We start from the raw sequence: 13,384 nt of genomic DNA, 5'->3' as shown, positions 1-13,384 counted from the left end.
GACTATCGGCTACTTCCAACTCGTGCCCGAGAAACACGATTACGTCACCACTGGCTTATTCCTGATCAGTATCGTCAACAGTTGAATAAACAGACTGTTGGCCTGATCCGTAGTTGAATTAGCACCCCCCAGTTTGTTGTAAAACGCAGGAGGCGTCTTTGGTGTATTTGCCGTTGTCTCGCGTTTACGTACCGTACGCAGGCGGGAATGTGTGAGCTTATGACCAGCCGATCTTACCTGTCGTTTGTGTCCATGCTGGACACGTAAATGTGTCTTTTTCCTGGCATAATCTAACATCCATCCCAATAAGCTCAGGACCCAGTCGGCATTACGCAGGATAAATTGCATCATATATGCCGGATTATTGAATGCACTATCCACCACCGGGGTGAGTAAAGCATATTTTTCGGCCATGTCTTCCTGACTTTTATTATTGCTGACCGTGCGTGTTGTCGGTAAAAATCGATTTCTGAAGTGGTCAATTTTCGCTTTCATAATTGGATCATGGGTATAGTCATGAAAGTGGGTCAGAAATGCGTCAAGAAAATGTTCATCATTCAGCACGTAGTTTTGAAAGAGTCGACTGTCAGACAGCAATTTTTTCCCCAACACGGACATCCCGTGTAGCGTGAGTTTTTTAATCGGATGAGGTGCGTCAAGATACACTTCCGAGCCGATATACTCATCCCCCACCGCACTCATGGCGACATGACTTCCTTCGTGGCGAATGACGTTCGCCAGTTCTTTGATTGGCAGTTGCTCTACGGCATATTTCATCAGATATATTCTTTTATAGTTGTCATCACTGGAGACGTAACCCACGACACTGCTGCCAAGCAAACTTTTCTCTAATGGCAGCCTGGCGCAGGTAGCGGGTATGCGTCCATCATTGAGAAATCGATCCTCTACCAGATAGAAGTCGTTCACAGATAACGTTTCCGCAATTTGCAGTATATTGATGAGATGCGTCTGAAAAGTTGCCACCAGCGTGCTGTCCAGCCTGCTTTTTCCCAGAAACGATTTCAGAAAATCCAACATCCCCGTTGGATTATCAACCGGGTCAAGCATGGCACTGATCACGCCGGCAGTGTGATGAACTTCACCGAGGGCTTTCCGAATAATTTCTGCCTCCAGTGGATACTTCCTGAGTAAGTGCTCTTCGTTATAACTCTTAAGAATAAAGGGTGATGGATTCGGATGGAGTGCTTTCTTTATTTTCATCAAAAAGGATTTTACGGCTGAATGTTCCGTTTCGATCACCTGTTTAAGATTTTTTAATGCCCTGGCATATTTATGGTATTTGAGCAGGAAATCATTATATCGTGCGGCATACTTTTTGCGTTCAGAGAGCACATGCATCATATCAAGAACGAATTTATCAATCTCTTCGTTCCCTTTCAGATAATGGACCAATTTATAATTATTAAACGTGTCCTCCAGGTTTTTTACTATTCCGTCCGTTAATGGTTCTCGCCAGGTACTTAATTCCTCCACCCATTTTTTAGGTGCAGGAACGCCAAAGGATTCAAAGGTATGGTGCAGGTTAGACGCAATATAGTGGAAAAGCCCCTTTACGTAGATCTTGTTTAATAGCTGTGGATGAGGGATGGCCAGCAGTTGGTCAGTAACTTCCTTCGCCGCATCGCTCCGTTGCGCAGAGAGTGTGGCCGCCAGAACGTGATAACCGATGGAAGAGGGGGTAAGCGCATCGAAGAACAGCGGTCGTCGCGTGACAGGATCGCGATTTTCACGCCGCAGTGAGGTGGGAGGAAGCCAGTCACGCCACTGCCCGGCATGGTTCAGTTGAACATACACCGCTGCGCCAGCGGCATTTTTAAACTCCACGATCAATTGCGTGTATGGTGCCGTTTTTATCCAGCTACGCTGATAGCGCCATTCGGGAGGAAAGCTGGCGTGGTCAAGATGGTTATAAACGATATCCTGATCCGGATTTTCCGCTTCGACAGCATTTAATCTAATCGGGATCGCTGAGAGGGGAGATAAGTTGCTGAATAACATCGGCAACTGCTGATTCTTGAGTGCATTCAGGAATTCTGCGACCGGGATAGTCAACCCGGTCGCAGGTTGCGTCTCGGGTTGCGGCAACAGATGCTGACTAAACCGATCCAACTGATAATCTTTGGTGCCATCAGGGGTGGTGACATTGCAATGGATGCGATCGCTGAATTCATCCCAAATCACGCCAGTAAGCGTATATCCCCTGGGCAGGTCGTTGACTGGCAGAGAACGCCGTAGCAACTCCTTACCAAAGGTTGCGTTAAAAGCGGGGCAACGGCAGAGTTTTTCGCCAATCAGGCTATCATCGACCATGCCTGCTTCCGCCAATTTGATATTCAGGGGAAATACCGTAGAGGTGTCGGGATGGTCGCGAACGCTGTCTGCCAAATAATGGTATACCGAGCGCAAAGCAAATTTCCCCACCTTTTCTATGTCACTCACCGCCTCCTCTTCCGGGATAGCGCTCAACCCACAGTCGAGAAGATGTAGCACGATGTTTTTCACCGATTGCAACTGAATCACGGATTTGACCGCGTCGTAGCATACGGTTAACGGGTTTAAGTCAAACAACAATCCCAGTAAATCAGGCGAAGGCATGCTGGTGGGTGCGACCTGGCTTGTCGGTTGTGTGATGTCAGGAAATTGGCATTCGCTAATCTGGCGAGCGATGGCGGCGGCGCAAAACGGCCAGCCGCCGTTAGCGTTGCCGGACTTAATCATCACCCCTTTATCGATCAGGAAACGCATGTTGGCTTTATTGCGTAACGCTGGCTGATAGATGCGGGTCAACATGTCGACTTTGCCCGCATCATTAAGCAGTGCCTGTGTCTGAAGACGGTTGCTGAATTCATTGCTGGCATCAAAGCTGTCGGGCTGGCCCAGTTTGTTCAACTGGGCAAAAGGCGTAATAAACAAAGTACGCGACTCGATATCGTGACTGGCAGTGAGATAACAGCCGACGCAGGACGTTTCGGTTTTGTTCCCGGTGGTTTGTTGCAGATGCACCAGATAGATGCTGACACCTTGTGACGTCAGGAATTGTTGCTGAAAAAACGCCTCATCGTCAGCGGACAGATTTTCCAGTACAGGCTGATACCAGGCGTGAATGGATTCCCGCAATTGATTGTAACGTTGCGTGATTTCGGTGGCGTTTTTCACGGGTTGGTTGAGCAGTTGACGCAGTCGGAACGCATGCTGAAGGTATTGATCGAGCCGTTTCGCCTGTTGCTGTGTCTCGGCCAGATAATGTTTGAAACTGTACCTGGGATTAAAAATCAGTGCATCTGTGGCGGCAAATTCGGCCTGCAATGCATCCGGTGCACGCCTGAAGATCAACTGAAGACCAAAGGTGCGCAGGGCTTCGCCACTGGCGGCCGCAAGAATTTCCGGGTCCTGAATTTCATGCGCTGCCGCTGCACGCTGAAAACCGGTGGCGGAGAGGCAAGGTTCACTGCTGAGGTCCGGGTGGTCGGACAATTTCAGCATCGGATATTGCTGCCGCAACATTGGCAGCACCAGAAAGCGGAGCTTTGCTTCCAGATTATTGCCGGCCTGCTGTGCATACCTCTCAAGGGCCGGACGTATCCGCTGGATAAAAAGGCGATCCGTTTCTACCAGCAACGCCGCGAGTTCTCCGTAAGTGGTAGTGGGCTTAATGCGCTGAAGAAACAGTTGTTGGATGCTGAGCAGTGGGCGACCCGTGGCGTCCAGAGCATGATCCAGCGCCAGCAACAGACGATAAGCCAGTGCGCCTGTAGCGCGAGGCGAACGGACAAAGGCATCGATCGATTCCGGGTATTGTCTGAATGCGGAGATATCAGGCAGGCCAGCAATAAAATTGGCAGCCTGTTCGGGATCAATATGCATTCGCTCATGTTGAACATCCCATGAAACCAGGCGATCGCAGGCGGCGAGAAGCGTGGTCTTAAATCGGCTATCCCCAGCGATTGGACCGACAAATTCTTCCAGCATGCTTTTCAGTTGCTGCGTCGGCAGCGTCTCAATTCGTTGGCTGAGTTGATTGATCATATCGCGTAAGCCTGCGGTTTCGAGTTGTGCGGGCATCTCGAGGCAGGCTGGTGCGTTGGCATCGGTCTCAATCCAGCCAGGCCAGGGGATGGGAGCGTGGGTGGTGGATGACGAGGAGGCGGCTTCTTCCAGTTCGAACTTTACGCCGAAGCCAAATCCGCGTTTTCCTCTGTCCCACCATTCCCCCTCAAAAGCGGTGGTGGATTCCAGCGCGTGAGCAGCAGAAAGAAAACCGTGCCAATTTGGTTCAGTGTTCAGGCTGCCAGCGGGCAAGGAGGCGGCAGACAGAGGGGGATCGGCTGACCAGAAAGGGGCAGGACAAATTAATTGGGTGGCCTGTTGAGAGGAATGCTGTTCTCGGTGGATTTCCAGGTGTCGATGTTGAATCAGCACTGGGCTTTGCATGGGCGAAATATGGCTGCCGAAGATCTGCATGGTGACGTCGTCGGTGACCACCCACACGCCTTGCTGGAGCAACTGCCGGTTGTTGCTCCCCGTGAAACGCGTAAATGTCACTACGCCAGGTCCGTGCAAGGCTTCTGAAGTTTCGGCGGCGTTGCGGGTAACGTTCGCCGGACAGAAAGGTTGGTGCGTATCTGTGTTGAGAAATTCAGCACAACTGTTTGCGGCAAGTTGGAGCGGAAGAGGGGCCGTTTGATAGTTAAGCGCGGAGTTAGCATGCAACTTCAGGGTGAAGTTAAACATGGGGATAGCTTTGTCTTCATGCGGTATGGCGGGAGATGGCATGCCCGGCGCGATGGCATCGCTGACGATGTCATGACACTGCGCGATGACGCCAGCTAAAGTAACCGGCCGATAACCTGCGGAATCGAGGGTGCCACGGCCCAGCAACGGCATGCAGGCCCATTGATCAACCAGATGCAAACCCGGTTTTATACCTTGCCGTGGTGCAAGGCGTATCGCGTTAATCCCCTGAATAGCCAGCGCGATAAGGGGGTATTGAAATGCCAGGCATTGGCTGAGCAAATGGATGCCTGCCGCGGGCGCCAGCTCCAGTGCGGGTCGGGCCATTACCTGATATATCTCCCGCAACAACAGATTATGAAGATGGCGATAACGGGAAGTCAGCAGCGCCAGGACTTCCTTATCAGTGATTTCAGGAAAGATTGTCTGCACCAGCAGCTGTAACTGTTGTTCGCTAACTAACGGCTGCGCGGGCAGTAAATGCTGACCACTGCACTTTTCATGCAAAAACGTTAAAAAATCCTGTTTGATACGTAGCCAGCACAGGGGGGAAGGCGTGCCTGGCTGTGAAGCGATGGCAGAGGTCTGTTGTTCAAAATTAAGCAGCTTCGCCTGAATATGGACGAGTAACCCGGTTTCACTGTTGAACGATCTTGCACCCGGTATACCTTTTGTCATGTTTTTGTAGTCTGCTAATGCCGCGTCAGCGGGTAGCGGAGGAGGAGTGATAAACCATGACTTGATAAAACTGCATGTATTCCGAACCAGCCAGGGTACCAAAGTGGCTTTTTTTGCCTCGCTGCCTGAACCGCCAGGGTGAATAAATTCTGGTGAAGATAGGGGATTGGCTGCATCCGGGATCATTCTTTTCCTCCATAGCTATGAAAAAAACATGAAGCTGTTGCCTGATTTTTTCTAAATACAATTAATGAAAATCGATCATATATACTGCGGCATTTTATGTTAATTACGTGAGTTAGTTGAGCTGGTAATAAAAATTTAAAGCTAGTGAATGATTATTAGAGTTTTTCTCCCTCTGTATATGGTGTTTCCAGGTTAATATTTATTTGCGCGATCTCGTTATTTATCTCGTTAACTAGCCTGGCTGCATTAAGATAAACATGCCATGAAAAATTCATGAAAGCCGCTCGACAAGACATTCTGCGATGACAAAGATGGAAGTCTGATTTCAGATTAACAACCATGTCTCAGAGGGGAAGGCAATGATAATCACAGGTCCACACCAGGGTTCTGCCTCAGACTACATTGATCTTCTTATAGGTGATCAAGTATCAAAAGAAGGCGCCAGGAAGTTCGTAAAATACATAACTAATGTCAAACTCTCTCTTAATTTCCTAAAGCCGAAATATGTCAGGAAAAGTGGTTATAGTCTGAAGTTTCAGAGAGCTATTGTGTGTTCTCTTAAAAAAGGGATTGAGGGCGATAGAATTACCGTCCGGCAGGAAGGCGATAAGGCGAAAATTATTCGCTTATTGACCCGAGTTGAGCAAAGGCTAGAGGAGAAAATCTCTAACATCACCAGGGGAGCTTTATCCGTCAGTAAGATCATGCAAATGAACGGCTGTGACGACTGGCAAACCCAACGATTACTCTCTGCTAAATCAGGTAGGGGGATATTTTCCCTGGCGGGACAGGGGAAATATTCATGGGGTAGCGATCGAATTAATAATGACTGGGTGTCTAAATTCAAACATTCTTATGATAAATGTTGCACGAAAAAACTCAACACACATGAAATGCTGACCTATATGGCGCGCAAGGGATTTAACATTGATATTGATACGCTTATAGTGAGCGACACCAGAGAATCCATCAGATCTTATGGTGAGATAAAATGCCTGACAAACAGCACACCAGATGTTGTTGTCAAAGTCAATAATGCGATTGCATTTGCCAAAAAATACAATATGAGCGTGGTTGATACGATTCGCGTGATAAAAAGTCATGTTCCTGATCATGACGTTGTTTTTGTCGAAGGTAATCATAATGCCGTACATCCACAAGAAGATGGTCAGCAATTTATCAAACCCTGTTGTTTTTTTGACATAACAAAAAAGAACGATACTGAGTTTACGCGGTTTTAATAGTGAAATAATGGACCGCCAGCGATATAACAAAGGGAGGAAAGGGGTGGCAAACTTAGAAAAGATTGCGCGAGGTATTGCAGAGCAACTGGAAGAGTTAGGTTATTACAAAGGTGTGCAGCAGGCCAGGGTTGATATCGCTAAGGCAATGGAGAAGAAAGGCTATGATCGTGAAACCATTATCGCACTGACAGGCGTTAGTGAGGACGATTTATCGGGACCTGAAAAGTAGTTGTGTGGGTTGGGTGTTGCACTTATTTCCGATGAAGGGTGTAAGCGCAACATACCAACCCGGTGTAAACCTGGCGTATTAACTTACATTATTTCGCCATTGAGTCTTCATCGCAGTCATCTGCGACTTTGCCTACAGCTTCTGGCAGTTCGATGGTAATACGACTGTTGCCCGATAGCCACAGACGGTTGCGATAGCCGCTATACACCGTCCTCATTTGTACATCTCTCTTCGCATCCAGCTTTTCTCCGGCCCTGAACGCATAGTTTCCGAACTGGTTATTGATAAAATCACTCAGAAATTTAGGCCAGCTATAACGACCTGTATTCTGTCCAGCTTCGAAGATTTTGGTTTCTGCCTGTCCAAAGGGCGGAGTCGCGGTCACTTTTATTTTAGAGTTTGGCGCGAGGTCTTTGAACGAACAGATATAGCTGCCGGTGGGGTTAATTCCCCAATAGTGAATAACGCCGCTGTTGCATCCGGTTGAACAATCTGCAAAGTCATAAAAAGTGGGTATTAGTTCCACACTCATATTGCTGCCCTGTGGAATGAAAATAAAATTGCGATATTTGCTGGCAAGCGGAATAAATTTATCATCTTGTTGTTCACCGGCTTTCAGGTACAGAGAACGCTCGTTGATGGCGGTTGCCAATTGCAATGGCCATTGATACGGAGAGACCTTCTTGTCGACAGAATCACGCGGACTGACTGGAATGGAGCCACGTTCGATTTCGATACCGTTTTCTTTCACGACCCAGGCTAAGGAAATGAATTTGTCATCTTTATTATCCTCCAGTACATCCTGACCGATCTGTCGGGCTTGTTTCCAGCCAGCAATCTCCTGGCCATCCAGTGTATAGCGATAGAGGGTACTACTCGTTGCTACGTACAGTGAGTTGCCCTGAATCATTGGCGCGCTGTCGATACCCCAGCGATACAGCATAATTTTAGTGTTTTGCCCGTCAGGCGAGAAAGCCAGGACACCGCTGCCATCTTCGCCACTGAAAGTGCGATAGCCCCATCCGGTTCTGGCATCGAACGTTGTCTGATGAATAAATTTTGTCCCTTCTGGCGCCGGGACGGTGAATCGTATGGATCCGGTATCGCGGTTTATGGCGTACACCGCATTTTCATAACTGGCATACAGCAGGTTGCTGTCCTCGCTACCCAATTTGATATGGGTATGGGGATGGTGCCAGAACCCGCTGTTAGTGCAACCATCAGCGGTAACTCCCCAGCCAGGTTGATCGCTGGTGGCACCTTGCAACTTGATTTTATTGATTTTGCACTGATACGCATTCAGCCCATAGAGCATATTATTTTCGTCAATGACCGCCGCGCCGCTGGTAAACCATTGTCCGGCATGGTATTGATAATCGCCTTCAATGGCCGAGAGGCTATAACCACCATAATTCGACACGTTGCTCTGATAGATTAACTCTTGTTTGTCAGGGTTATAAATTGCATGAGGTTCAGCAGAACCACGATTATCATTCCAGAGATATTCAGACTGCACTTCCCCATTTTTGCTATCAATCTCCCAGGCAGCTACAGCATTATAATTACTGTTGCGCAGAACTATGCCGGTATATAATCGGGTGAAATCTTTGTTGAATAAAAAAGTGTTGATTTTATCTGTTTTGTAATTATAAATGCCAATTTTCTCTGGCATGATGAATATGGGGGTAATTTCTTTTCCGGGATCGGCATTGAGTCTATATATCCGTCTGTCGCTGGAAATATATAATTCATTTTCAGGTCCGTTGGTCACAAAACGAAATCTGCTGTCCAGACGCGCCATGCCATTGAGGCTGTCTGCAATCCAATGTTCATACCGCTTAACGGCATGATTTTCAATGACCGCATAGCTGGAGCATTCATCAACAGCATCAGAGCACCCGTCAGTCTTATGATACACAGCATAAATTAACTGATCATCACCCTGATACAGGAAGGTACTTTTACCGGGTAATGGAAAGCTTTCCACCGGGAAAAGCGCCGCATAACTGGCACTGATCCCTGTAAAAAACAATCCTGATGTCAGTATAGTGCGCGGAAGTGCGCGTTTATTTCTGCGGGGAGATAATAAATCACACATCATGATGACCTCTTTTGTTATTTTATTTATTATTTATCCCGTAAATAAAACGTGGTAATAATTTTTCCATGATTTTTTCAGCAATCTTATGAAGGGGGGTGTAAATTGCGCAGGGTCTCAGAGTTTTATTCGCTTGTGTCCTGAATAACGGATGACTCAGTTTTTGCTGCTGGTAGCCGTCGGGGTATATTCGGCATCACTAAAGGGCCAGTTCGGTTGGGCTAACCCTTGCTCCCAGTCCACCGCCAGGGGTTTGCCTCGTTCCTCCTTCAGCTTATCGAAGATATTTTGCCAGTTCTTTTTGTACATCAGCTGGAAATTGTTGAATGCCAGCGACAGAAAGTTCTGTTCATCGGTCGGTTCTACAGGATCTTTTTCGCTGGCGTCCTCTTCATCCGGCGTAGGCACCAACGCAATCAACCAGTCTTCCATTTCTGATATCGACGGAGGTTGCAAAATTTCTTTATCCTCCTCGGCCGGTAACATCAATTTGTAGAGCAGGGCGAGATCTGCGGCGAATTGCTTACACATCTTCTGCGGGTCTTTGTCGTAGGCGAGGATAAAGTCCCTGGCGGCGATAGCCTGCGCGTAACGTTGCAAAAATTTTTCTTTGGCATTCACGGTGGGGGCTGGCGTCTCTTCGTTTTCCTGAAAAACCTGACCGCTCGGTTGGGATGACAGACGCTGTATCATCATCGTATCCAGTGATGATGAGGTCACCGCAGATGATGAGAGCAGGGCATAAGCTGAAAACAGTTCAATGCTGCTCATAGCCTTATTTCCTGAACGTAATGCAAAAGTTTGTTAAGTGTCAGGCAGACACGCAGCGATACCGTCAGCGGTACTCGCGTGTCGCAGGAAAGGGGTGGCAGCGCCAGTCTGCCAGCCTGTGTCATTTCAGTAGATGCGTTAAACGCCTGGCAGAGCGCCAGCCAGCCACGTTCACACAATAGCGCTTCGTTTAACGACGTTCCGACATCCGTGGCCAGGATGGGGAAGCATTGTAGGGACAAGGCGGTGATATAGCTGAGGTCACTGACCTGATACAACGACTGCAAACGTTGCGTATGTACTGCGCCGATCAGGCCCAGGCTGCCCGCCAGCAGGCTCAGCCGGGGGAGTTGCCCCCAGCAGGCGATGAGATCGCTGCCGGGGGCGCTGGTGAGCGCATCAGGGTCAGGTAGCCTGAACTGATGGTGTAAACTCAACAGCCGATTTTGCTGTAGCCGGTTCAGTCCGGCGTACTCCTGAGGTCGACGCATCGGGTGCAACCAGCTGCTGATATCCCCCAGCTGACATAGTTGCTTATGCAATCTGGTTTGCACGGATTGCCCTCCGTCTGTGTAGCCAAATCCTCGCGATAATTAGCAAGCCCGTCATGAGTAGCATCCCCACGCCAATCATGATGATGGCACTGGTGCCAGAGGGTTCCGCCGGGTGCGCAGAGGGATGTGGCGGCTCCTGTTTCGCGAACAGCACCACGGTAATGTCCTCCAGCTTGACGTCAGGAAAGCTGTTCAAAATAAATAAACGAATCTTATTGGCGAAGATGGTGGCGTCATCCAGGGGGCGATGGAGCATCAGTACCGAAATACGTTTATCTGACGGATGGGCCAGGCGCGTCTCATCCTCCAGCGGATAGGTGATATGCACCCGTACCTCCACCGCTTCATCCAACCTGAGTAGCGATTGCTGCAACTTTTGCTCAATCGCGGAGATCAGGCGCGCCTTCTCGGCCCGTGGCGAAGCGACTAACGCATCGGTGGGGAAAAAACGGTCGATCTCAACGTCATCGTGTGAAGGGAGGCGATAGTCGGCAATCACGGCAATCGCCTGCTTCATGTGCTGCTGATCGACCAGCACATTAAACATTTTTTTCTCTCCGTGCACTTTGGTCGCCGGGATCTGGTAACGATCCAGTAATGCAATGACCTCATTCGCCTGGCGCTCGCTTAATCCACTCAACACCTCATCGCGACAACCGGTGAGCAGTAACATCAGCAAGGCCAAAAGGCAGACTTTACCCGTAGCAAACAGTTTCATCAGGCTTTAACCAGCGTTTCAATCCCTCGGTTCACTTCACGCGCGAAGGCCAGTAGCGTCTCGGTGTGAATTTTATGATCGCCTAGCAGGGCCAGAGATTTCAGCATCTCGCCAGGCGAATTGTTGGTCACCGCGTTATCCATCGCTGTAGTGCCTGCTGTGCGCAATTGTTGATTCTCCGTAATCATCTGACTCATGGCGGCAATCATCCGTTGGTCCAGTGAGACTTCGACATCATGGTTGAGTGCGCCAGCCATGTCCGGCAGGGCGAAAAGTTGAATTTGCGCCATGTTATTTAATCTTCTGAGTCGCTTCGCTTTGCAGGGCGACCAGCGCACTGATCAGGCTACCCACCCCGCGGGTAATGTTGCCCAGGTCACCCTGGGCAGCCTGCATTTTCAGCGTAAGCTTCGGATCGGTAGGGGTTTCTTCCCAGGCCGCAGTTGCTTTACCCAGCGCATCATGGGCTGCCTTAAGTTTTTCTTCGAATACACCATATAGGTGTAAAAAGTCACCGTTGAGCGGTTTTGTCTCTGTCGGTGTATCAGTGAAGATTGAGCTCATTTCACTTTCCTTATAGTGGTTGCTTTAAAACAGGACGGAAGATGTGATTTTTCCGGTCCCAGATAAGGTCATCCTGACCACGCTGAAGCACCGCGCGTGGCGTATCGCTGGTGTCAGGTAACTGAATAGAGACATGCACGCGCTGCTTTCCCCAGCGTAGGTAGAACGCGTTCAGGCGTTTGTTCAGAAAATCGAGCGCCTCAGGGGCCAGCGTCTGGCGTACAGCAACATAAATCCCTTCGGCGGTGGTTTCCTGGTAATACTGAATGCCGGTTTGGGCAAAGAGCAGCTGTAATTCGCGCTGCATCTCCTGCACTGAATGCGGATGGATAATCACCGTACCCATCTGGGGCCAGGATTGCTGGAGTACTTGTGTTGCGCGTTGTACCGCATCCTTTTGCCCATCGGTCAGCAAGCGCAACACCACTTTGTTTTGCTCGTTTTGGCTGAGGGTGAGCCACAGAATACCGGCCTCTGAAAGCCGCCGCTGGATTACCTTGCGCACCTTGGGCGTGAGCTGAAAACTGCTGCTGGCCTGAGGCGATTTCTCCTGCGAGGTTGAAGGCACAACATAATAAAAAACAGCGGATAACACGCAGATCATCAGCATGCAAACCAGCATAACAAGCTTCAATGGAGAGACAGTCCCAGTGCGGGTGGGGTGTTTTACCGGTTTGTCACCCACATCGGCTGGTGTCTCAGTGCCCGAGTCACTGTTAAGTGACCAGTTCTCCTGTTGTGGCTTCAGCGCAAAACTGAGGCCACCGAAGTCTGTTTTTTGTTGAGGTGTGAGTAGTTGAAAAGACGTTGGCTCGTCCTGCCAGCCATAGCGGCAGTCCTGTACGCTTTCTCCGAGTTCCAGTTGCATGTGTCGTGCATTTTCGTCGCCATACACCGGAATGAAAATAACATTGTCACCGGCGACTTTCACATTATTGGCTACCCGGATTTGTTCGGGCTCATTATTTTGGTTGTATAGATAAAGGTGCCACAATCCACTGTTCAACATCATATCAAAACCACTCAGTGGACCATTTAGAATTTTTAGTGAAAACATGATAAACCCAAGGTTAACAATACGTCTCCACGCCGTGGAAGAATGAAATTGATTTCTGGTATTTTATGGATATATGCCAATTATGAAAGCCAAAAAAAGGTAAATCGAATGCATTTTTTAGCAGCTTTCGGTGCTTACTTGTTGTTATGTAAGTGCTTAATTTCTATTTTTCATATGTAAGGTGAAGTATTTATCAGATTTAAATCATCCTTTTCAGAAGATTATCAAATCTGGCTGCATGGTTTTATTGGACGCTTATCGGTAATATTAAGCTATATTCTTGTGTCGAAAATAAATTAATTGGCTGGGAAGGATTGGATGATCTTATATGCCAGATTGACTGTGGATGAATTATTTTCATATCACTATAGCTTGTTATCGGTGGCCATATTGATATTACGTGAACACGTAACTATTAGCATTAATATGCTCCCGGACGAAAGCAGTTGCCGCATAGTGTTAGACGTCATCGAACCAGAACAAAAGGGTGACAAATGTCAGGCGTTATTGCGCTGGCTGGCACAACAAATGTC

At 48.6% G+C, this 13,384-nt stretch carries 10 protein-coding genes; 2 read left to right on the top strand and 8 right to left on the bottom strand.

Annotation, left to right across the window (positions count from 1 at the left end; translation table 11 throughout):
* Positions 1 to 39: 39 nt before the first annotated feature.
* Positions 40 to 5,430, bottom strand: coding sequence for a hypothetical protein (locus AC6I8T_RS24820; RefSeq protein ID WP_497834694.1), 5,391 nt, complete (start codon positions 5,428 to 5,430; stop codon positions 40 to 42).
* Positions 5,431 to 5,975: 545 nt separating this feature from the next.
* On the opposite strand from AC6I8T_RS24820, the gene AC6I8T_RS24815 reads away from it, so the two are divergent.
* Positions 5,976 to 6,857: a hypothetical protein gene (locus AC6I8T_RS24815; protein ID WP_497834693.1), complete on the top strand. Its 882-nt coding sequence runs from the start codon at positions 5,976 to 5,978 to the stop codon at positions 6,855 to 6,857.
* Between the two features lie 46 nt (positions 6,858 to 6,903).
* The gene (locus AC6I8T_RS24810) at positions 6,904 to 7,089 is read left to right on the top strand and encodes an Rpn/YhgA-type helix-turn-helix domain-containing protein (RefSeq protein ID WP_497834692.1); all 186 of its coding nucleotides are present in this window, start codon (positions 6,904 to 6,906) and stop codon (positions 7,087 to 7,089) included.
* Positions 7,090 to 7,177: 88 nt separating this feature from the next.
* Here AC6I8T_RS24810 and AC6I8T_RS24805 read toward each other — a convergent pair whose 3' ends face one another.
* The 7 genes from AC6I8T_RS24805 to AC6I8T_RS24775 all read right to left on the bottom strand — a co-directional run bounded on the left by AC6I8T_RS24805 (position 7,178) and on the right by AC6I8T_RS24775 (position 12,851).
* Positions 7,178 to 9,190, bottom strand: coding sequence for a hypothetical protein (locus AC6I8T_RS24805; protein ID WP_497834691.1), 2,013 nt, complete (start codon positions 9,188 to 9,190; stop codon positions 7,178 to 7,180).
* 153 nt (positions 9,191 to 9,343) lie between these two features.
* A complete protein-coding gene (locus tag AC6I8T_RS24800) occupies positions 9,344 to 9,958 on the bottom strand; it encodes a hypothetical protein (RefSeq protein ID WP_497834690.1) in 615 nt (204 codons plus the stop codon).
* Positions 9,955 to 10,512: a hypothetical protein gene (locus AC6I8T_RS24795; protein ID WP_497834689.1), complete on the bottom strand. Its 558-nt coding sequence runs from the start codon at positions 10,510 to 10,512 to the stop codon at positions 9,955 to 9,957. The genes AC6I8T_RS24800 and AC6I8T_RS24795 overlap by 4 nt, the downstream gene beginning before the upstream one ends.
* Complete coding sequence (sctJ, locus tag AC6I8T_RS24790; RefSeq protein ID WP_497834688.1) at positions 10,493 to 11,230, bottom strand: type III secretion system inner membrane ring lipoprotein SctJ; 738 nt, start codon at positions 11,228 to 11,230, stop codon at positions 10,493 to 10,495. Before sctJ ends, AC6I8T_RS24795 begins: the two co-directional genes overlap by 20 nt.
* On the bottom strand, positions 11,230 to 11,520 hold the full coding sequence (locus AC6I8T_RS24785; RefSeq protein WP_497834687.1) for a hypothetical protein: 291 nt from the start codon (positions 11,518 to 11,520) through the stop codon (positions 11,230 to 11,232). The genes sctJ and AC6I8T_RS24785 overlap by 1 nt, the downstream gene beginning before the upstream one ends.
* A 1-nt stretch (position 11,521) precedes the next feature.
* Positions 11,522 to 11,794, bottom strand: a complete 273-nt coding sequence (locus tag AC6I8T_RS24780) for a hypothetical protein (protein WP_497834686.1) — start codon at positions 11,792 to 11,794, stop codon at positions 11,522 to 11,524.
* Between the two features lie 10 nt (positions 11,795 to 11,804).
* Complete coding sequence (locus AC6I8T_RS24775) at positions 11,805 to 12,851, bottom strand: PrgH/EprH family type III secretion apparatus protein (RefSeq protein ID WP_497834685.1); 1,047 nt, start codon at positions 12,849 to 12,851, stop codon at positions 11,805 to 11,807.
* Positions 12,852 to 13,384 lie beyond the last annotated feature (533 nt).

Source organism: Pantoea sp. X-Soil-OKNW-556 (genome assembly GCF_059730695.1).
Note: the sequence above shows the minus strand (reverse complement) of the source record. Positions and strands in the feature narration are given on the sequence as shown.

Coding starts and splice junctions, on each gene's coding strand:
- AC6I8T_RS24820 (WP_497834694.1), bottom strand. CDS start 5,430: ATGACAAAAGGTATACCGGGTGCAAGATCGTTCAACAGTGAAACCGGG.
- AC6I8T_RS24815 (WP_497834693.1), top strand. CDS start 5,976: ATGATAATCACAGGTCCACACCAGGGTTCTGCCTCAGACTACATTGAT.
- AC6I8T_RS24805 (WP_497834691.1), bottom strand. CDS start 9,190: ATGATGTGTGATTTATTATCTCCCCGCAGAAATAAACGCGCACTTCCG.
- AC6I8T_RS24800 (WP_497834690.1), bottom strand. CDS start 9,958: ATGAGCAGCATTGAACTGTTTTCAGCTTATGCCCTGCTCTCATCATCT.
- sctJ (WP_497834688.1), bottom strand. CDS start 11,230: ATGAAACTGTTTGCTACGGGTAAAGTCTGCCTTTTGGCCTTGCTGATG.
- AC6I8T_RS24785 (WP_497834687.1), bottom strand. CDS start 11,520: ATGGCGCAAATTCAACTTTTCGCCCTGCCGGACATGGCTGGCGCACTC.
- AC6I8T_RS24780 (WP_497834686.1), bottom strand. CDS start 11,794: ATGAGCTCAATCTTCACTGATACACCGACAGAGACAAAACCGCTCAAC.
- AC6I8T_RS24775 (WP_497834685.1), bottom strand. CDS start 12,851: ATGTTTTCACTAAAAATTCTAAATGGTCCACTGAGTGGTTTTGATATG.